The sequence below is a fragment of the Kosakonia sp. PSU_27 genome (genome assembly GCF_039409795.1).
In the GTDB taxonomy this organism is placed as follows: domain Bacteria; phylum Pseudomonadota; class Gammaproteobacteria; order Enterobacterales; family Enterobacteriaceae; genus Kosakonia.
The window spans coordinates 256561-276594 of the sequence record NZ_JBCIVK010000001.1 but is presented as its reverse complement, the minus strand read 5'-3'; the positions used below and the strand labels follow the sequence as shown (position 1 = coordinate 276594).

22 protein-coding genes and 1 pseudogene are annotated in these 20034 nt (G+C 55.7%); 15 read left to right on the top strand and 8 right to left on the bottom strand.

Features of this window, described 5'->3' with window-relative positions; all coding sequences use genetic code 11:
• Positions 1-219 precede the first annotated feature (219 nt).
• Positions 220-744 (bottom strand): lipocalin family protein, encoded by a 525-nt coding sequence (locus AAIG26_RS01345; protein ID WP_160269932.1) that lies wholly within the window; start codon positions 742-744, stop codon positions 220-222.
• A gap of 118 nt (positions 745-862) precedes the next feature.
• Between AAIG26_RS01345 and AAIG26_RS01340 the strand changes: the two genes are divergently transcribed.
• The 10 genes from AAIG26_RS01340 (at position 863) to AAIG26_RS01295 (ending at position 8653) form a co-directional block, all read left to right on the top strand.
• Complete coding sequence (locus tag AAIG26_RS01340; protein WP_045509546.1) at positions 863-1591, top strand: MerR family transcriptional regulator; 729 nt, start codon at positions 863-865, stop codon at positions 1589-1591.
• Positions 1592-1797: 206 nt separating this feature from the next.
• On the top strand, positions 1798-2232 hold the full coding sequence (locus AAIG26_RS01335) for a nuclear transport factor 2 family protein (RefSeq protein ID WP_343179442.1): 435 nt from the start codon (positions 1798-1800) through the stop codon (positions 2230-2232).
• Positions 2229-2948, top strand: coding sequence for an SDR family NAD(P)-dependent oxidoreductase (locus tag AAIG26_RS01330; protein ID WP_045509549.1), 720 nt, complete (start codon positions 2229-2231; stop codon positions 2946-2948). The genes AAIG26_RS01335 and AAIG26_RS01330 overlap by 4 nt, the downstream gene beginning before the upstream one ends.
• Entirely contained in the window at positions 2945-4213 is a 1269-nt protein-coding gene (locus AAIG26_RS01325; RefSeq protein ID WP_343179440.1) for an FAD-dependent oxidoreductase, read from the top strand. The genes AAIG26_RS01330 and AAIG26_RS01325 overlap by 4 nt, the downstream gene beginning before the upstream one ends.
• The gene (locus AAIG26_RS01320) at positions 4206-4928 is read left to right on the top strand and encodes a DUF1365 domain-containing protein (RefSeq protein WP_343179439.1); all 723 of its coding nucleotides are present in this window, start codon (positions 4206-4208) and stop codon (positions 4926-4928) included. The genes AAIG26_RS01325 and AAIG26_RS01320 overlap by 8 nt, the downstream gene beginning before the upstream one ends.
• Positions 4925-6145 (top strand): cyclopropane-fatty-acyl-phospholipid synthase family protein, encoded by a 1221-nt coding sequence (locus AAIG26_RS01315; RefSeq protein ID WP_343179438.1) that lies wholly within the window; start codon positions 4925-4927, stop codon positions 6143-6145. The genes AAIG26_RS01320 and AAIG26_RS01315 overlap by 4 nt, the downstream gene beginning before the upstream one ends.
• Positions 6142-6624 (top strand): DUF2878 domain-containing protein, encoded by a 483-nt coding sequence (locus AAIG26_RS01310; protein ID WP_343179437.1) that lies wholly within the window; start codon positions 6142-6144, stop codon positions 6622-6624. The genes AAIG26_RS01315 and AAIG26_RS01310 overlap by 4 nt, the downstream gene beginning before the upstream one ends.
• On the top strand, positions 6624-7151 hold the full coding sequence (locus AAIG26_RS01305; protein ID WP_097405865.1) for a hypothetical protein: 528 nt from the start codon (positions 6624-6626) through the stop codon (positions 7149-7151). The genes AAIG26_RS01310 and AAIG26_RS01305 overlap by 1 nt, the downstream gene beginning before the upstream one ends.
• A complete protein-coding gene (locus AAIG26_RS01300; protein WP_343179435.1) occupies positions 7148-7681 on the top strand; it encodes a DUF3833 domain-containing protein in 534 nt (177 codons plus the stop codon). The genes AAIG26_RS01305 and AAIG26_RS01300 overlap by 4 nt, the downstream gene beginning before the upstream one ends.
• Before the next feature lie 12 nt (positions 7682-7693).
• Positions 7694-8653 carry a DUF1722 domain-containing protein gene (locus tag AAIG26_RS01295; protein WP_016495773.1) on the top strand — a complete coding sequence of 320 codons (960 nt, stop codon included), beginning with the start codon at positions 7694-7696 and terminating at the stop codon, positions 8651-8653.
• A gap of 130 nt (positions 8654-8783) precedes the next feature.
• Here AAIG26_RS01295 and AAIG26_RS01290 read toward each other — a convergent pair whose 3' ends face one another.
• The gene (locus tag AAIG26_RS01290) at positions 8784-9452 is read right to left on the bottom strand and encodes a class I SAM-dependent methyltransferase (protein ID WP_016495772.1); all 669 of its coding nucleotides are present in this window, start codon (positions 9450-9452) and stop codon (positions 8784-8786) included.
• Between the two features lie 183 nt (positions 9453-9635).
• Between AAIG26_RS01290 and AAIG26_RS01285 the strand changes: the two genes are divergently transcribed.
• Positions 9636-9995, top strand: a complete 360-nt coding sequence (locus AAIG26_RS01285; protein ID WP_016495771.1) for a DUF1304 domain-containing protein — start codon at positions 9636-9638, stop codon at positions 9993-9995.
• Between the two features lie 69 nt (positions 9996-10064).
• Here AAIG26_RS01285 and AAIG26_RS01280 read toward each other — a convergent pair whose 3' ends face one another.
• Positions 10065-10859: a helix-turn-helix transcriptional regulator gene (locus AAIG26_RS01280; protein ID WP_343179433.1), complete on the bottom strand. Its 795-nt coding sequence runs from the start codon at positions 10857-10859 to the stop codon at positions 10065-10067.
• Between the two features lie 149 nt (positions 10860-11008).
• Here AAIG26_RS01280 and AAIG26_RS01275 point away from each other — a divergent pair, with 149 nt between their 5' ends.
• From AAIG26_RS01275 to AAIG26_RS01265, 3 genes are read left to right on the top strand one after another with little or no spacing between them, the layout of a single operon-like run.
• Positions 11009-13000, top strand: a complete 1992-nt coding sequence (locus AAIG26_RS01275) for an FUSC family protein (protein ID WP_343180302.1) — start codon at positions 11009-11011, stop codon at positions 12998-13000.
• The gene (locus AAIG26_RS01270) at positions 12993-13208 is read left to right on the top strand and encodes a hypothetical protein (protein ID WP_343179431.1); all 216 of its coding nucleotides are present in this window, start codon (positions 12993-12995) and stop codon (positions 13206-13208) included. The genes AAIG26_RS01275 and AAIG26_RS01270 overlap by 8 nt, the downstream gene beginning before the upstream one ends.
• Positions 13205-14116, top strand: coding sequence for an HlyD family secretion protein (locus tag AAIG26_RS01265; protein WP_097405860.1), 912 nt, complete (start codon positions 13205-13207; stop codon positions 14114-14116). The genes AAIG26_RS01270 and AAIG26_RS01265 overlap by 4 nt, the downstream gene beginning before the upstream one ends.
• A 74-nt stretch (positions 14117-14190) precedes the next feature.
• On the opposite strand, the gene AAIG26_RS01260 is transcribed toward AAIG26_RS01265, so the two are convergent.
• From AAIG26_RS01260 to AAIG26_RS01250, 3 genes and pseudogenes are all read right to left on the bottom strand, one after another.
• Complete coding sequence (locus AAIG26_RS01260) at positions 14191-15369, bottom strand: alpha/beta hydrolase-fold protein (RefSeq protein WP_343179429.1); 1179 nt, start codon at positions 15367-15369, stop codon at positions 14191-14193.
• 378 nt (positions 15370-15747) lie between these two features.
• A complete protein-coding gene (locus tag AAIG26_RS01255; RefSeq protein WP_343179427.1) occupies positions 15748-16158 on the bottom strand; it encodes an ASCH domain-containing protein in 411 nt (136 codons plus the stop codon).
• A gap of 111 nt (positions 16159-16269) precedes the next feature.
• Positions 16270-16545: pseudogene (locus AAIG26_RS01250) on the bottom strand (hypothetical protein).
• Between the two features lie 369 nt (positions 16546-16914).
• Here AAIG26_RS01250 and AAIG26_RS01245 point away from each other — a divergent pair.
• Entirely contained in the window at positions 16915-17847 is a 933-nt protein-coding gene (locus AAIG26_RS01245) for an ATP-grasp fold amidoligase family protein (RefSeq protein WP_343179425.1), read from the top strand.
• Here the strand turns inward: AAIG26_RS01245 and AAIG26_RS01240 are convergent, their stop codons facing one another.
• Complete coding sequence (locus tag AAIG26_RS01240) at positions 17848-18921, bottom strand: ATP-binding protein (RefSeq protein WP_343179424.1); 1074 nt, start codon at positions 18919-18921, stop codon at positions 17848-17850.
• The gene (locus AAIG26_RS01235; RefSeq protein WP_016495761.1) at positions 18918-19622 is read right to left on the bottom strand and encodes a response regulator; all 705 of its coding nucleotides are present in this window, start codon (positions 19620-19622) and stop codon (positions 18918-18920) included. The genes AAIG26_RS01240 and AAIG26_RS01235 overlap by 4 nt, the downstream gene beginning before the upstream one ends.
• Between the last annotated feature and the right edge of the window lie 412 nt (positions 19623-20034).

The following is a 20034-nucleotide window of genomic DNA, read 5'->3' as shown; positions in this document are numbered from 1 at the left end:
CGTCCTGCGGAACACAAGCTGCCTGTTTTGTGACTGACGGAAGAACGGCTAAGCCATCAGACTGAGCACTAAAACCCCTACGGGTGCGCGGTATTTCCCCCTGCCGGCGTGCATTGCGCGTTGTTCGCGCCCGGCGCAAAGGGGCACTGGCCTTTGTTGCTGCCCCTTCCCCAGGGTGTCGCAGCGTTATCGCGGACATGAGGCGATCCCGGCGCTGCGTTACTGTTTAACCCATACCAGTTGGTCAACCCGGAACCCGAGGCTTCGCGCGGTATTCAGATAATCCTGTTTTACCGTTTCAGGAAGCGTCGGCGTGCGGGAGAGGATCCACAAATAGTCGCGGTTCGGGCCGCTCACCAGCGCGTACTGGTAATTGTCATCGAGTTTGATCACGTTATAGCCGCCGTAAAACGGGCCAAAGAACGATACTTTCAGCGCCGCGGTGGTCGGCTCGCCGGTGAAATAAGCCTTCCCTTCGCTCTCGCTCCACTTCTGCTTTTGCGGATCAAAACCACGGTTAAGGACGCTGATCCCACCGTCGCTGCGCTTGCCATAAGTGGCGGTTACCTGTTGAAGCCCGCGCTCAAAACGATTTTCCAGACGCGCGATTTCATACCATTTCCCCAGATAACGGCTGGCGTCAAACCCGGTGATCGGCTGCACCCCTTTTGGCGGCGTCGGAGATTTACAGGCGACAAGTGTCAAGGCGATAGCCACACCCGTCACCACTGGCCATAACTTCATGAGAACTCCTTTCATCTTCGCGGTTGGCAGTAAAGTGTAGTGCAAACGGCCCACACTTCATTCAACCCATAAATATTCGTAGTATATTGAGAGCATTCTTTATTAGCGGGTTTACCTTATGTCTTACTCCATCGGCGAATTTGCGCAACTTTGCGGGATCACCGCGACCACGCTGCGTGCCTGGCAGCGTCGTTACGGCCTGCTCAAACCGATGCGCACCGATGGCGGTCACCGGCTCTACAGCGATGACGATGTGCAGCAGGCGCTAAAAATTCTCGATTGGGTGAAAAAAGGCGTCCCTGTCAGCCAGGTGAAACCGTTGCTGGAGCGCCCCGGCGCGCGTCGCACTAACAACTGGCTGACGCTGCAGGAAAACATGCTCCAGCGCCTGAAAGAGGGAAAAATCGAATCCCTGCGCCAGCTTATTTATGATTCAGGACGTGAATATCCGCGCCCGGAACTGGTAACCGAAGTGCTGCGACCGCTGCGCAGTAAAGTGTCGGCCAATATCCCGGCGATGATGACCCTGCGCGAAATCCTCGATGGCATCATCATTTCTTACACCTCCTTTTGCCTTGAAGGGGACAGAAAAGCGCCGGGCGATAACTATCTCATCACCGGATGGCACCTTGCCGATCCGTGTGAAATCTGGCTTGAAGCGCTCAAACGCACCGGCCAGGGCCACCGTATTGACGTGCTTCCCGTGCCGCCTGCAACCTTAGCGCCGGAGATCCTGCCGGAACGAAAGTGGTTGCTGGTCACTTCCGGCAAACTCACCGTCGCCCGTAAAAAACAGATCGAACTCTGGCAACCACGCGTTCGCTCCCTCGACGTCATCTCGCTCTAATCCCTTCCCTGCGCAGGCCTATGCATCAAGCGCAACGGTTACCGTTGCGTATTACCCTCATTTTTTCGCAAAAAAACACCGCAAACAACCAATTGAATTCTCTACTAAATAAAAAATATTTTCATCAAAACTTGGACAAATAATTTTAATTGTGTAAGTTTGAATTATGCAGTTCCGTTACGTTGTTCAACGCCCTGGTGAGAGTCATGAGCACACTGTCCCGCGTCATCGATCGGTTTGTTGAGTACTACGCCCGGCTGGATAGCCAGCCCGTCTCTGCGCTATCCGCGCTGTATCACCCGGATGCGCTGCTTATCGATCCGTTTGGCGAACACCTGGGGTTACCGGCTATTGAGCGCTATTTCAGCCACCTTCTCGCCAGTGTTAGCCACTGCCATTTTTCCATCGACTCACCACTTCACGACGATGCGCGTTTTGCCACAAGCTGGACCATGCACTGGTCGCATCCGCGCATTGCCGGCGGGAAACACCTCACGCTGCCGGGCTGTTCAGTGGTGGATGTGCGGGGCGAAAAGATAGTGCGGCAGCGCGATTACTACGATGCCGGCGAGATGATCTACCAACATCTGCCGCTGCTGGGTTGGGCGGTTCGCGGTGTGAAACGGAGTGTGCGCGCATGATGACTGTCCTCATCACTGGCGCCAGCTCCGGTATCGGCGAGGGGCTGGCGAGATCCTGGGCCCGCGATGGCTACCACGTTATCGCCTGCGGGCGTGACCCGGTGCGGCTGGAAGCACTCCGGCAATCCAGCCCGAACATCACAGTTCGCCTGTTTGATATGACCGATCGCGAAGCCTGCCGCCATGCGCTGGCCGATTGCTGCGCCGATCTCACCATCCTTTGCGCAGGCACCTGCGAGTATCTCGATCGCGGCGTGGTGGATGCAGAGCTGGTTGAACGGGTGGTCACGACCAATTTTCTCGGGCCGGTCAATTGCATTGCCGCGCTGCAACCGCAGCTGGTGGCGGGAAACCGCGTGGTGCTGGTCAGTTCGATGGCGCACTGGCTGCCGTTTCCACGCGCCGAGGCGTATGGCGCGTCGAAAGCCGCACTGAGCTGGTTTGCCAACAGCTTGCGGCTGGACTGGGAAGCTAAAGGCATTGCCGTCACGGTCGTTTCACCCGGTTTTGTGGATACACCGCTGACGCGTAAAAACGATTTTGCCATGCCAGGCCAGGTAAGCGTTGATGAGGCGGTAAACGCTATCCGTCGTGGTCTGGCGAAAGGCAAAAACCACATCGCCTTCCCGACCGGTTTTAGCCTGATCCTGCGTCTGCTGGCCGGGCTGCCCTCTTTTCTTCAGCATGCGCTGTTGCGCAGGATGGTGCGTTCATGAAGATTGCCATTATCGGCAGCGGCATTGCCGGGTTGACCTGCGCCTGGCGGCTGGCGGGACACCATCAGGTGACGCTGTTTGAAGCACAGCCCACCGCTGGCGGGCATACCGCCACGGTCGATATCACCACGCCGCAGGGTACTTACGCCATTGATACCGGTTTTATCGTCTACAACGATCGCACCTACCCGCGCTTTATGGGCCTGCTCAACGAGCTTGGCATCCGTGGGCAAAAAACGCAGATGAGCTTCTCGGTGCATAACCCGCGCAGCGGTCTTGAGTACAACGGACATACGCTCACCTCGCTATTCGCTCAGCGGCGTAATCTTTTCAACCCTGCATTCTGGGCGTTACTGAAAGCAATTGTGCGCTTTAACCGGCTGGCGAAAGCGGCGTTACAAGACAATATGGATGAGAATGCCACGCTGCAAACCTTCCTTGAGCGCCACCACTTTAGCGATTTCTTCGCCCGTCACTACATTTTGCCGATGGGTGCCGCCATCTGGTCATCCTCCTTGCAGGAGATGCGCCGCTTCCCGTTGCCGCTCTTTTTGCGCTTTTTTGAACATCACGGCCTTTTGGATATCACCCATCGCCCGCAGTGGTATGTGGTGCCCGGCGGCTCGCGGGAGTACATCCGTGCGATGCTCTCACAACTGGGCGATCGCCTGAGCCTGCAGCTTAACGCGCCGGTGCAAAAAGTGATTCGCCATGACAACCGCGTCGATATCGAGCTTGCCACAACCACGCAGACTTTCGACCAGGTGATTTTCGCCTGCCACTCCGCGCAGGCGCTGGCAATGCTTGATGCCCCAACCCCTGCCGAACGTGAAGTGTTAGGCGATATCGGCTGGCAGCGCAACGCAGTCGTTTTGCATAGCGATCCCCGCTTGCTGCCGGTACGCCAGCGCGCATGGGCAAGCTGGAACTATCGTCTGAGCGAGCAGGATCATGCCAGCGCCTGTGTGACTTACAACATGAACATTCTCCAGGGGCTGCCGGCGGGAAGCCCGCTATTCTGCGTCACGCTGAACCCGGATAAGCCTATCGATGATCGCTACGTCTGGCAGCGCTTTGTCTATGAACATCCGCTGTTTAACCCGGCAAGCTGGCGCGCCCAGGCGCGGCGTCATGAGATTAACGGCCAGCACCGGAGCTGGTACTGCGGCGCTTACTGGTACAACGGATTTCATGAAGATGGCGTGCGCAGCGCGCTCGATGTCGTCCACGGCATCGCCACCAGCGAGGGGCGCGCCGATGAATAGCTGCCTGTATCAGGGCGTGTTGCGCCATCGTCGGCTGCAGCCGAAAGCGCACCATTTTCGCTATAGCGTATTTATGGCCTGGATTGATCTGGACGAGCTTGATGCGCTGCCTTCGGTCGGCATTCGCCGTAATCGCTTTGCTGCGGCCTCATTCCATGATGCGGACTATCCGCTGGGCACGCCGCTTAAAGCGCGTGCGCTCGCTCAAGTGGAAAAGCTGACCGCCGAGCGCCCGGACGGCCGCGTGATGCTGCTGACCCAGTTGCGCTATTTCGGCTTTCACTTTAACCCGGTCAATTTTTACTACTGCTACGACAGTGCGGGTAGCCTGCGCTGGGTGCTGGCAGAGGTGCGCAACACGCCGTGGAACGAGCGCCATTACTACGCCGTTGAAGGCCAGACGCCGCGCCCGCTGGAAAAAGCGTTTCACGTCTCCCCCTTTAATCCGATGGAGATGGTCTATCACTGGCGCTTCAACAGCCCCGGTAAAACGCTGCACATGCATATCGAAAATCATCAGCAATCAAAAGTGTTCGACGCCACGCTCATGCTGAGCCGGGAACCGTTAACCCGCGCCACGCTGGCGTCTTTACTGCTGCGTATTCCGTTGATGACGCTAAAAACCGTGTTGGCTATTTACTGGCAGGCGCTGCGGCTGTGGCTCAAACGTGTGCCGATTTATCCTCATCCCGTGAGCAGGAGTGAACGTTCATGACCGATCCCGTCTTTGCGCTTGAACCCGAGATTTCGCGCAACGTCCGTATCGCGCGATGGATACTTTTCCGCCTGCTGAGCGGCATTCAGCAAGGCTCCATCACCCTGCGTGAAGGCGCCCAGGCGTTTCATTTTGGCGATACCTCAGCTACGCTGCGCGCCGAGGTGCAGATTGTGGCACCCGGTGTTTACTGGCGGCTGGTGACCGGCGGCAGCCTCGCCGCTGCTGAAGCCTGGATCGCGGGCGACTGGGAGACCAGTCAGCTTACCGCACTGCTACAGATCCTGGCGCTGAATAGCCGCGTGCTCGGGCGGCTGGAGAGCGGTTTTCGCTGGCTTAGCCGACCTGTTGAGCGGCTGCGTCACTGGACGCGACGCAACCATCGCCAGCAGGCGCGAGAAAATATCGCCGCCCACTACGACCTGGGCAACGCCTTTTACGCGCAGTTTCTCGATGAAAATTTGCTCTATTCCAGCGCGCTTTTTGCCGACGACAATCAGGATCTTGCCGACGCGCAACAGGCCAAAATGGCCAGACTTTGCGAACAACTGGCGTTGACACCTGCCGATCATCTGCTGGAGATCGGCACCGGATGGGGCGCGATGGCGGAGTACGCCGCCCGTCACTATGGTTGCCGGGTAACCACCACCACGCTTTCGCAGGAGCAGTACCGCTGGGCAAGCGAGCGCATTGCCCGCGCGGGGTTGCAGGATCGTGTGCAGGTGCTGCTTTGCGACTATCGCGATCTGACAGGTGAATTCGACAAACTGGTGTCGATCGAGATGATAGAAGCCGTCGGTCAACGCTATCTGCCTACCTTTTTCAAAACCTGCCAGGCGCGTCTGCGTCCCGGTGGCAAAATGGCGTTGCAGGCGATCACCATTCAGGATCAGCGCTACCGCGACTACAGCAAAAGCGTCGATTTTATTCAGCGCTACATCTTCCCCGGCGGCTTTTTGCCGAGCATCACCGCCATGAACGATTGGATGACGCGCCACACCGATTTTGTCGTACGCAATCTGTTCGATATGGGACCTGACTACGCCCGCACGCTCGCGCACTGGCGGCAGCGTTTTAACCACGCCTGGCAGGAGATTGAAAAACTCGGCTTTGATAACCGCTTTCGCCGCATGTGGCTCTACTACTTTGGCTACTGCGAAGCCGGGTTTAACGCGCGCACCATCAGCGTGGTGCAACTGACCGCGGAGCGCGTATGAAACGTTATCTGCAGGTCTTTTTATTGGCTATCGCGTTCGATCTCTACTGGACGCTGGTGGTGCTGTTTCGCGAGCGCGGCCTGGTTATCTGGCTTACGCTGGCGATCGCGGCCTGCATGCTGTTATCCCCTACACAGCGTCTGTACGCCCTGTTTCTGGCAGGAATGGGGGGCGGACTGGATGCATTCTGGGCGCTGACGGGTCTTATCGAATTTAGCGGCGATTCGCTGCTGCCGCTGTGGATGGTGGCGCTGTGGCTGATGTTTGCCTGCGTCTGGACGGCGCTGAGCAGTACCTCGACGCTTCCCGGCTGGGCCCTGATGTTGATGGCGACAGGCGGCGGCCCGGCGGCTTACCTCCTTGGCGAACGATTAGGTGCCATCACCTTTCTGGCCCCCACGTTTATTGTCGTTAGCTCGATGGCTACCGGCTGGCTGGTGATGATGCTCTTTTTCCATATTGTGACGGGGAGGCGCTGATGCGAACCGCGTTACTGATGTTGTTGTGGCTTGGCGCGCTGGTGCCCACGGTCCACGCTGCCGACTGGTTAAGCTGGCGCAAAGTTGGCGACGCGACGCTGACCTGGGGGCCGTTTACGGTTTATACCTCGCAGTTGCGCACGCCAGACGGCCGCTACAGCGGGCCTGAACAGGATCAGGCGCTGATCATCACCTACCAGCGCGATATCGACCGCGACGAACTGGTAGACGCCACCCGCGAACAGTGGCAGGCGCAGGGGATCCTGGCGCGCGAGCCGCAGAGCGAAGCCTGGTTGCACATGTTGCGCAGGCTGTGGCCTGACGTAACATCCGGCACGCAACTGGCGTTTGTGATGCGCGGCAAACAGGGGCAATTCTGGTATCGCGCCGCTTCGTCGCAGCAAGGCTTTGCCCCACTCGGCCCACACCAGTCGGAGGCGTTCAGCAGCCACTTTCTGGCGATCTGGCTTGCGCCCGCCACGCAATATCCCGCCCTGCGTCAACAGTTGATCGGAGGTCAAAAATGAAACGCATTCTGGCGCTCGGCCTTGCGCTGATGATGCTGCTGCTGGCCGGTTGTAGCAGCGAGATTGGCGATTATCAACACCAACAGCCGCCGCTTGATATTTTCCGCTATTTCAACGGCACAACCGAAGCCTGGGGGATGGTGCAGGATCGCAGCGGCAAACAACTGCGCCGCTTCCATGTTGAGATCAAGGGCGAGGTGGTGGGCGAGACGCTCACGCTCAATGAGCACTTCGTTTATGACGATGGTGAAAAGCAGCAACGGGTGTGGCATATCCGCCGCGTCGGTAGTGATCGCTACGAAGGTACGGCAGGCGATATTGAGGGCGTGGCAACCGGGCAGTCGGCCGGTAACGCCTTTAACTGGCACTACCGCATGAACGTGAAAGCCAACGGCAGCACCTGGCTGCTGAACTTTGATGACTGGATGTATCTGCAGGACGACATCCATTTATTCAACAAAACAGCGATGAAGAAGTTCGGCATTACCGTCGGGACGGTGACGCTTTTCTTCACCCGCCAAACGCAGTAAGAGGATAGCGCCATGAAAACCCCACCCATGATTGGTATCAGCGGTTGTTTAACCGGCTCCACCGTCCGTTTTGACGGCGGACATAAACGCATGGGCTTCGTGATGGACGAGCTGGCGCGGTGGGTCACGTTCAAACCCGTCTGCCCGGAGATGGGCATCGGCCTGCCCGTGCCGCGCCCGGCGCTGCGTCTGGTGCAGACCACCGCCGGGGATATCCGTATGCGCTTTAGCCACGCCCCGCACGACGATGTGACAGAGAAAATGGCCGAATTCGCCGAGGCGTATCTCGCCCGCCAGGAGGGATTAGCCGGTTTTATCGTCTGCGCGAAATCGCCAAGCTGCGGCATGGAGCGCGTGCGGCTGTATGACGAAAATGGTCAGCGCGGGCGTAAAGAAGGGGTGGGGCTTTTTACCGCTGCGCTGCTGGCGAAATACCCATGGTTGCCGGTGGAGGAAGATGGCCGCCTGCACGATCCGCTGCTGCGGGAAAACTTTGTCGAGCGCGTTTTCGCCCTGCATGAACTCAATACTTTGCGGGCCAACGGCCTGACGCGCCACGGTCTGCTGGAATTTCACAGCCGCTACAAACTGCAACTGCTGGCGCACCATCAGGCGGGCTATCGGCAGATTGGCCCGTTCGTCGCCTCCCTGCATGAGTGGGAAGATCTGGATGCCTTCTTCAGGGTGTATCGCGAAAAGCTGATGGCTATCCTGAAAAAAAATGCTTCCCGGGAGAACCATACCAATGTGCTGATGCATATTCAGGGCTATTTCCGCGAACATTTGAACAGCCGTCAGCGGGGCGAACTGCGCGATGTGATCCTCAATTATCGCAACGGGCGGCTGCCGATCCTCGCCCCGATCACGCTGTTAAAGCACTATCTCGCCGAATACCCGGATGGCTACCTGGCGAAACAGCGCTACTTTACCCCCTACCCCGACGATCTGGCGCTGCGTCTGACCGTTCACTGAATTAATGACAAGAAAGCCCGAATGACCCTTACGGGCTCCTGAACCACCCCCTTTAGACGACATCGTAGTGTCGTCTTTTTTTTTCCCGGCATTGCCAGCGGCTTATGCGATCCTGAAGAGAGGGGGCAACTCACCGCGCGGAACAGACGATGGTGGCATGATCCCACCACGGATTCTCGTTCACCTGGCTTGCATGCACGACAAACTGCGCGTTTTGTACTTCCTCGAGCAAATCAGCCAAGGGTTTAAGCGTGCGCCAGGCTTGCCCCTGCCTGAGCAGACACTGCTGGTCGCTATCGTAAGCCGCGATATCCCCGGCGTAGCGCGGCAGCCCGCACATCGAGCTGATAACAAAGTACCCTGTCGGTTTGAGCAACCGCCTGACTTCGGCCAGGCAGCGCTGCCGGGCATCGCCAATGAGACAGTGCAGACAACTGCCATCCACAATCAGATCAAACATGGCATCGTCACATTGTGGGAGATGGCAGACATCGCCCGTGAAAAAGTGCGCGGGCAGGCCCGCCTGCGTAAAACGCGCTTTCGCCCATTCGATGGCGGTTGGCGCGAAATCCACGCCCCAGACGGTATCGCCTCGCAGGGCAAAATAGTGCGCCGCCATGGCACCATTGCCACAGCCAAGTTCCAGGATGGTCGCACCGGGTTGCGGAAGATAATGTTGCTGGCTGAGCCAGGCAAAAACCTGCTGTTGTTGCGCTTTCGCGCGTTGGTAACCGTCGCCAGCCCAGGCTTCGGCACCGCTGGCTTGCAGTTCCTGATACTGTTTTTCGTAAATATCCATTGAGCACCTCACGTCCGGGCAAACCTGTCGTCACGCATGTTGATGGTAGTTAAACGTTGTGCCGCTATAGTGCGCGCATCAAAGGGTGAATGCTATTGCGCGTTTTGTTAAACGCACTTGCTGCTGCACCCCGCGCAATTATCTATACTCCCTTTCACCTGCCCTCATTCCGTAAGGTTTCCTGTGTTAGCCAAAATTCTTGTCGCCATTGTTGCCGTCATTCATCTCTACATTCTGGTGCTGGAAATGTTCCTCTGGGACACAAAAACAGGCCGCAAAGCCTTTAACCTGAGCGCGGAGTTTGCCCGCGAAACCCGCGTTCTGGCCGCAAACCAGGGGCTGTACAATGGCTTTCTTGCCGCAGGGTTATTGTGGGGGTTGTGGCTCGCTGAGCGCGGCGTGGCGGTACTCTTTTTCTTTCTTATCTGCGTGCTGATTGCCGGGGTTTTCGGCGCGGTCACCGCCAGCCGTAAAATCCTTTATGTGCAGGCGCTTCCGGCTCTGCTGGCGCTGATTGCGTTGCTGGCGCAGCAGATGTCGTGACAGTGAGTACTGTTTTTCCTGCCGGGCTAAATGGCCGCAACGGGAAGCCGCGATGTGCAGGCGCGTCGCTTAGCGCGGCGCTTTTTGTTGTTCCGCAAAGTAGTGCGCGGGCGTGCTGCCCATTGCTTTTCTGAACATGGTGATAAAGGCGTTCACCGATTCATAACCCAGTTTTGCCGCCACATTTTGCACCGAGACACCACTCGCCAGCTCCCGCAAGGCAATCACCAAATGGAGCTGTTGCCGCCAGCGCCCGAAGCTCAGCCCGGTTTCGCGCAGCATCAAACGCGCCAGCGAGCGTTCGCTGAGCGCCAGCCGCTTTGCCCATGCTTTAAAGGTGCTGCGATCGTCGGGATGGTTTACCAGCGCCTGTGCCATCGCGCGGATTTTGGCGTTCGCTGATACGGGCAAACTGACGTTTTGCTGCGACATGGTGGCTAACTCGTCGAGCGTGACTCTGGTCAGCCTGGCAACATGGCTGTCTGCGGGGTATTCGACGCTCTCGCCTGTCAGTCTGTCCACCAGTTCTTTGACCAACTGGGAGATCGCCAGCGTGCAACACTGGTTCGGTAGCGCTGCCGCGCCAGGCTCGATAAACAGATAATTGAGATGCGCGTTCCAGGTGGCGCTGACGCTATGTGCGACGCCGCCCGGGATCCAGACCGCGCAGTGCGGCGGCACAATCCAGATCTCATTTTCCGCCCGGCAAGTCACCGCGCCATACAGCGCAATAATTAACTGCCCTTTACGGTGGGTATGCACCGGCACTTCGGCTTCGTAATCAACAAAATCGAGACGACGCGCCACCGCCGGGCAGTCGGTGGTGTCGGGATCAAACAGGGTCGTGGCATAACGGGTTGGCATACGATTGGCAACATTCAGGTATTTTTTGACAGAATAGAGTATTTAATGGCGTGCGCAAGCCGGTAATACTTCCCGCCATGAACAAAATTGATTTCTCACCCCGCCGTTTGTTGCGCGATTTATCTGCCCTGCGTCGTCGTATGGGCGCGATGTTGGGTTCCGTCACAGTGGCGGGCGATGCCAACGCATTACTCTATTCCGCCAAGAGCTTTGCTGCGGCAATGCTCGCTTATTACATCGCCTTATCGATTGGCCTTGAAAAACCCTCATGGGCGATCATTACCGTTTATATTGTGTCGCAAACCTCGGTTGGCGCGTCGCTGAGCAGAAGCGTCTACCGCTTAGCCGGTACAATAGTGGGTGCCGGGGCGACGGTGTTGATTGTGCCCACTTTCGTAAACACGCCGATTTTTTGTAGCGTGGTACTCACCGGCTGGATCACCGTTTGTCTCTATTTATCGCTGCTTGAGCGCACACCCCGTGCGTACGCTTTTGTGCTGGCCGGTTACACGGCGAGTCTGATCGGTTTTGCGGCAGTTTTTCACCCCGGCGAGATTTTTGATACCGCCATTGTTCGTGTGCAGGAGATTGGGATTGGCATCTTCTGCGCGGCGCTGATTCACCGCTATGTATTGCCAAAACGGATCTCTGGCCTGTTCAACAGCAAAATCGCGCAAACGCTGCATTCCGCACGCCAGATGCTGGCAGACGCGCTGGCGGGAAGTGCCAATGAGGCGGCCGCTAATCTGCGACTGGCGCTGGCGTTACAATTTCTGCAAGGCCTGAGCCACCATATCCCTTACGACTTCGCCTTCTCGGCGCCGGTGCGCCATGCGCGAAAAGCGCTGCATGACAAGCTGGCGCGTTTGTTGATCGTCAGCGGTGAAATACATGATCGCCTGTTGATAGTCACTGCCCTGCCCGCCGATATTCAGACGCTGCTGGAAGAGGTGCAAAGCTGGCTCGTCGGAGAAGATAGCGCAAAACGGAAAATCACCGGACAAGCGCTGGCAGAACGCTGCGCGATATTAACCAAACGGCTTGCCGCCGCAGAGGCGCTGACCTTTGAAACGGCGCTGCAGATGAACCTTGTTCGTCACCTCCATGAAGCCATTATCCTGTTGCTGGACTGCGAGCGGCTCGCGAACGCACTCGCGCAGGCAAAACCGGCGCAACAACCAGCAGAAGATAAACCGGCGAAAGGCTATGTCTTTCACCGCGACAGCCTGTCTGCGGCGCGCACGGCGCTGGGGGCGTTTGTCATCATCCTCTGTGGTTGCCTGATCTGGATTTATTCCGCCTGGCCCGATGGCGCGACGGCGGTCTCCATTCTCGGGGTCTGCTGCACGCTGTTTGGTAGTTTCGATACCCCCGCCCCGCATATTGTGAAATACATGATAGGTTCCGCCTGGGGGGTGATGGTGAGCCTGCTCTACAGCTTTGCCCTGCTTCCCCAGGTGACAGATTTCGCGGTGCTGGTGGCGGTGCTGGCGCCGGTCTATCTGTGGGCCGGATCGTTACAGGCGCGACCGGCTACCACCTTTATGGCGATGGGGATCACGCTGACGCTGCCCATCTTATGTGAGCTGGGAGCGCACTACAGCGGTGATTTCGCCACCGCCGTCAATACCGCCATCGCGCTTTTTGCCGCCACCGGCTTCGCGGTTCTGGGTATGGGGTTGCTGCAAACCGTGCAGGCCGATGCCGCCATCCAGCGTTTATTGCGCATCTGCCAACGCGATATCAGGCGCAGTGTGAAAGGCGTCATGATGCTTGATGAAGTGCACTGGACCAATCTGATGATGGACAGAGCGGCGTTGTTACTGCCGCGCCTGCAACGCAGCGAACAGGCAGCCGGAGATGTGCTGCAGGCGATGTTGCAGGCTTTGCGTATCGGCCTTGCGGTAGTGCATTTACGTCGCTTGCAAACACAGGTTAACCGTAAAACCGCCGTTGAGATAAGCCTGCTTCTTGAACGGCTTATCCACCATACCGACTCGCCTGCGCCAGGCCCGCACCTTCACACCCTGATTGACCACCACGCGCCGTCGCCGTATGAGCTTTCACAAAAACTCACCGACAGCCTGCTGGATCTGCACTGTGCCTTGCGTGAACACAATAAGGAGCCGAACGATGGTTAATGATCTCAATCTCGCTGGCGTATACATTCCCGGGCTGCTGGTGATCGCGCTGGCGGCGTTACTGCTCACGCTATTATGGGTGCCGCTTTTCACCTTCAGCAGACCCCTTCGGCGCCTGCCCTGGCGTCCGCTGATGAGTTTTACCACTTACATTGTTACTTTTTTCCTGCTTATGCAGGGACTGAACGCGCTGGGGTTAGTCGCATGAAATCCTTTTTTTCTCTGTTAAGCCGTTATGCACTGACGTTAAGCGCCGTGCTGGTGGCAACCCTCCTTGCTTACCTGATGTGGAAACATTACGCGCAGCGTCCCTGGACCCGTGATGGTCGGGTGCGTGCTGATGTGGTGCAGATAGCGCCGGATGTTTCCGGGCCGGTGGCAAATGTTGCCGTTCGCGATAACCAGTGGGTTAATCGTGGCGATGTGCTCTATTCGATCGATCCGCACTGGCTGAAGCTGGCGGTAGCCAGCGCGCAGGCGGATGTCGAGGCGAAACGCCATGAGATGTTAATGCGCCAGGATGCGGCGACAAGGCGTTCGCAAATTAAAGGCGTGATCTCCGGCGAAGACTTACAACAAACAGGCAGTGCGGCCAGCATCGCGGTGGCGAATTATCACGGCGCGCTGGCGGCGCTGGAACTGGCACAACTAAATTTATCGCATGCCACGGTGCGCGCGCCGGTAGCGGGCTATGTCACGCATCTCAGGCTGCGTCCGGGCGACTACGCCACCGCCGGGGAAACCAAAGTGGCCATCATTGATGCGAACAGCTTCTGGGTTGTGGGCTATTTTGAGGAGACAAAACTGCGGCATATTCATGTCGGAAATCGCGCGCACATCGCGCTGATGGGGTTTGAACCCGTCATCACCGGTCACGTTGAGAGCATCGGGCACGGCATCGGCGACAGCAATGACGAAACGGGTGGTCTTGGCCTGCCGGACGTCAACCCCACCTTTAGCTGGGTGCGACTTGCGCAGCGCGTACCGGTCCGCATTCATATCGATAAGTTGCCCGCAGGCGTGGAGTTAGTGGCGGGGTTATCCGCCACGGTGTCAGTGGAGACTACCGGGCGGAAAACTTCCCCGTCGTTACTCGCCCGCATAACCGGTGAATAACCAAAGCGTTAAATGTTGTCTTGATTTTGTCCGCTGACAGCCTGTTCAGCGCCAGCGGACGATACGGCAACGCCTTATTTAAACAGTTTCTGCACAAACTCAGCATAGGCGGGACGCCAGACATCCATTTCATGCCCCAGACCGGGATACGCTTTATAGCTAAACGTGATGCCCTTTTGCTCCAGTTCTTTTTTAAGCCCGGCAATATCCTTCCCGGTGACGGTATCTTTTTCGCCCACCACCACCGTGAAGTTATGCAACTGCTTATTCACTTCCTGCGGCTTATTGAGCTGCGCTGTCACGCCCGCATCCGGGACGGTGGCGGTGGTGACACCACTGAATGTCGCCAGCCAGCCAAAGCTGTCCAGATGGTTCATCCCGGAAACCAGTGCCTGAAAGCCCCCTTGTGAGAGCCCGGCCAGCGCACGTCCGCCAGCATCCTTGCGCACATTAAAGCGGGCATCGACCAGCGGAATAATGTCATGCATCAGTTCGCGATCTGCCGCTTTGGCATTAAGCGGATAGAAGGTTTTGCGCCGCTCTTTCGGCGGGAAATTTTCCGGGATCGCCTGCACGATATCCGTTTCGGTATCCGGCACCACCACCAGCATGGGTTTGATTTTCCCTTCGGCCAGCAGGTTGTCCATTATCTGCGGCAACCGCCCCTGATCAATGGCGGAAAGGCCGGTATCGCCAAAACCATGGTAGAAATAGAGCACCGGCAGAGGCTCGCCTTTACCGTTGTAACCCGGCGGCGTCCAGATATACATGCGACGCTCTGAACGCAGTTCTTTCGCGTGGTAGGTCACCGTCAACAGATCGCCATGGGGCACAGCGCGATCGTCCAGAATACTGCCCGGCACCAGAATCAGGCTGGTATTGACCTGGCGCTGCGGTTTCTGAAACCGGCTTCCTGTATCCACCGAACGAAAACCATCGACATCAAAGTAATATTCGTAAAGGTTCGGTGCCAGTGGGGCGCTTTTCCACGACCATATGCCGTGCTCATCTTTTTGCATGTCGTGTGAAACAACGCTCTCCGGGGTTGAACCGGTCACCACCGATACCCGCTTTGCGCCCGGTGCGAAAAGGCGGAAGGTAATACTTTTATCGGCGTTAACCTGGGTTACATACTGGCTTACCGGCACAGATAAATCCGGCGTCGCCGGTAATGGCGCGGCCACGGCAGGAAGCGTCGCGCCCGTAACAAGCGCGCTGACGGTAAGCGCCAGCCAGGTAATGTGTGTTTTCATATTCCACTCCCTCATTGTTTTTTTCGTTAAGGCAGAACGTGTTAGCGCATTCCCACCACGCTTCAACCTGAACGCCAGCCCGCCCGATCAATGTTACCCGCGAAGGCTGGCAGCAAAAGTTTGCGTAGTGAGCGGATTTTTAAAAACCTGTTTCTGTGCGTTTTGCGATATATGTTGCGTAAATCAGCGACTTTTAACCAATTTTGAACAGGGTTAAGAAAGAGAGGACGTTCTGTGAACATCACGCTGAGTTTCTGTATGGCGAGCTTTTCGACCTGTTGCAGCGGTGCGGGTTTTGAAGGTGAAACAGGTGAAACGCGCCCGTCGCGTTTCACCTCGGGAGTATTAGGAAATGCGGATCGACCGTCAATCCACGGTTTAGAGAACCTCAACCACCGCGAACTCTTCCGCGACAAGCTCCATCTGTTCAGAGAAAAATCCCGCGCGGGTAAAAAAGGCTTTGTGCTCTTCGCGCCAGTATTCAAGGCTTAAATCGCCCTCGCCCTCTTTTCTGGCAAACTCTTCCGTCACATCGCAAAAGCGTACCAGGCGCAGCGCTAGCATTCTGATGACGCAAACCGGGGAATGTTGCCCGTCGAGAATAATATGATAACTGCCGATTTTGGCTGCCGACTCTTCAGCGAGGTAGGAAGCAAGCGAGCAGCAGGAGGCCGTTTTTCTGCCACTCACCACTAAGCGTGCAAGCGCGTTTGCCATCTCCGCGTTATCGCCGAATGACCATGCCTGTGCGCCGGGATAGGCGTTTTTTAGTTCATCAATTTTCGTCATGCTGGACCTTTTATCGGCGTATTATCGGCGTAACTTCGCGGCAACTCGCGTTCAGGGCGGGCATTGTGCCGCCGTATTTCCCATCCATTAACGTAACCGCCTACGTTTTGATCACTGCTCTTTTTTGCGCACAAGAGAGGTGACAATGGCCGTCAATCCACCGATAAGCGGCATCGGTCCTGCGCCGGCGAGGAAGTTTTCGCGATCGATTTGGTTATCACGGCGAATATCCGCAAAGCGGGCAAGCGCGTTTTTTTCACTGCTCGCGCTGATCTCTTCAAACTGTTTTTCGAAGCCCTGCGCCACCAGTTGTCAAGCGGCATCCCTTTGCGAACTTTTCAGCACAAGGATTTGCTTACCTTTTTGATAAAAACTGTAATCCGTCATTTCTCACTCCCTCATAGAAAAGGTGGCCCGACAGGTAATATATCTGGCTTAAGTGAATTCTGAACCTGTTTTCTGCACAATTTGTTAAGCCGGTAAGAAAGACCCTTTTATCTTCAAGCCCTGTACCTTTCTGCAAAGATAATTCGCGTTTCTCTTTCCTTACTCCCGCCCCATATTTCGCGGTCACACGCCGGTATCTGTGTTGAGATTTAACTTAAAGAAGATATTGCCCGTTCCCTTCTGCCAAGCAGAACTTAGCCAACTCGTTTAAGGATGTTTTACCTGTTGCCACTCCATCGTCACTCCATATTAGCGGCAATATAAATCAATAAATCCTCTGCAGAATGTGTACTGTCCGCAGGAGGAAAAATGAACAGATTTAATTATTTCATGAAATACACCGAGTATCTGGGTCGAAAACTTTTAACCGGTATGGTTCAGGATCACCAGTTTCATAGCAAGAGATTAAAAAGACTCACGGGCAGAACCCCCGATCTGGTTAATCCGGTGACGCTGAGCGAAAAAATATGCTACCGAATGATGCATGACCATAACCCGCTCTATACGCGGCTGGCAGATAAACTGGCGGTGCGCGATTACGTTGCTACGCGTACGCAGAAAGTACAATTACCCACCTTGCTTTGCGTCTATGACAACGTGCAAAGCATCGATTTCAGCCAGTTACCGGACAAGTTTGTGCTGAAGTGTAATCACGACAGTGGTAGCGCAGTAATATGCACCGATAAGGATAAACTCAATATTGCGCGCGCGCTGCAGAAGCTGGATTTTGCCCTGCGCAAAAATATGTATTACACCACCCGGGAATGGCAGTATAAAAACATCAAACCGGTTATATTGTGCGAAAAATACATTGATTTATTTTCCGAAAGAGACAAAAGCCGCACGCCAGAAATGCTGAGAATACACTGTTTTCACGGCATCGCGGGTTTTATCGAAGCAGACTTTACCGATGATGCCGGTCACGGTTTTATTAATGTCTACAATCGCTGCTGGCAGTTGCAGCCCTTTCAGATGGAATATCCCAATACCCCCGGGGCGATACCTGAACCGGAATTATTGTATAAGGCAATAACCGCTGCGCAGGAGCTGTCAACCGGGATCGATTATTGCCGAATTGATCTTATGCTGCAGCGTGATGTTATTTATTTCAGTGAAATCACCCTCAGCCCCCGGCGCGGCAAGTTACAAATCTCACCGCCAGAGTGGGATACCCGGCTGGGTGAGATGTGGAATATGGCCGCGAGACAAACCAACCCGCAGTTGCAGACACTGAAAGCGTAATCACGGTTGTTTCCGTAGGGGCCATGCGAGGCGAAAAATGGAATGGCCCTGATCGGTTAACGTGTAGGTAACGTCGCCCTGATGGGCAAGCATGATGGCTTTCAGCACTGACAACCCCAGCCCACAGCCTCCCGGATTGGTATCCCTTGCGCTGGCGCCGCGCTGAAAGGGGTGAAACATAAATTTATGAAACGCCTCCGGGATCCCCGGCCCCCCATCTTCAATAAGAATAAAGTTCTCGTGTTCATTCGCGCCGTGGCGGATCACCATGCTTTTAGAGGTGGCATATTTTATCGCGTTATCGAAAAGGACAGTCAGACACTGAATGATTCGCAGCGGATCGCACTGGCATTGCTGGGGGTGTAATTCGGTCGCGACGGTAAAATGGCTACGTTTAAACTCCAGCGCAAAGGAATCCACCGCGCTCTGAATGATCTCCTGCAAATCCACTTCCGCGAGCGTTAACGTAAATTCGGCCCCGCCGGATGAACTCACCACCCGCAGATCTTCTATCAGGCTGGATAACCCCTCGGTTTGCTTAAGCAGATTGTTAAACAAGGTTGGATTTGGCTCGAATACGCCATCCACCAGCCCCTGTAAACGGCCCCGCAGAATGGTAACCGGCGTGCGCAGTTCATGGGCGATGGCGGCATTCCAGGATCTGCGCTGCGCATCCATTGTTTGTAGTTTTTCCGCCATCTCATTGAAGTCATTAACCAGATGATTAAGCTCACCCAGATGGGAACTGGCGCAAAATGCCCGCGCGCCCAGATCGCCCTGGGCTATCCTGCGCAGGCTGGTCGCAACGGAGCTTAACGGGGTCAATATTCTTGCCGACAGTTTTACCGTAAAAAAAAGCGAGATGGATAAACTTATCGCGGAGGCAATCAGGATCCATAACCAGTCCAGATAGGTCATCTGATCCTCATTCCCGGCCATTGCCCCGCCGGGAATGTAATAAATGATAAAGGTATAAAACAGGTAGGAGCCGATAACCGAGACAGCAATAACCGTCAGCGTCAGCGAAATCATAAACGCCAGAACCTGGCGGCTTAACGGATGGCCTTTGTTCATTTGTTTTCACCTAACCGGTAACCCATGCCGCGAATACTTTCCGGAACCCCTTTTAACCCGCAGTTTTCCAGCTTTTTGCGTAGCTTGCTCATATGGCTGTCCACCGTGCGATCCAGGGTATCACCTTCCGGCAGGCAGGCATTGAGCAACTCTTCGCGCGAGCAGACTTTGCGCGGGTTACGCGCCAGATAGGCCAGCAGTTTGAATTCAGTCGTTGTCAGTAAGGGAGAGATAACCTCGCCGCAACCATTGATCTCCACATAAAAATCTTGCGGATACACCGTTAAAAAGGGGGTGCGGATAGGCTTGTTGTGGAGTTGTTCGTGGCTGGCCTTTGCCCTGCGCAGCACAGCTTCGATACGTGCGACCACCTCAGTGGGATTGAAAGGTTTAACGACATAATCATCCGCGCCAAGCCGCAGCCCCATCAGTTTGTCGATATCCTGATCCAGTGCCGTAACCATGATGACCGGAATATTGCTCTCTTTTCGCAGTGTGGAAAGGACAGTCCAGCCATCAAACACCGGCAACTGAATATCCAGTAATACCAAATCGGGCTTTTTCAGACGACAGGTATCTATTGCCTGCTCGCCGTCTGCCGCGCGCAGGGTGCGCATCCCCGAACGCTGAATATAACTGGTCAGAATATCCGCTATTTCATCATCATCTTCAGCAACAAGAATAAGATAGTTGTCGTTCATGATTTCTCCCCCCACCACTGATATTGCAGGCATTCTGTGACCTGGCTTGCGCAAAGCATACACCGATGTTTTCGCTGCGGTTAATGCACCGATGCAAATGCCGTTTTTCTAAGCTGTTTCTGAAGCCAGGCAATAACGCGCAGGTCATCAGCGAACATGAGACCCGCTTGTGCGGCGAAAGTTGCATCCAGGTAAACCCGCTGACGTCTCATTTTTTTCTCAATGTCTGACGGCAACATCCGCAAGTGAATATTTACCAGGCAGACGTACACACTCGCTCCACATTCGGGTAATCAATTTTCCACAGTCCTGGATAACAATAGAAACTAAGGCATAGAAAATAACGTGTTACTGGAAAACGATGACATAAATAAACACGGTAAAAACATCTTATTTCATTACCGGTAACGCT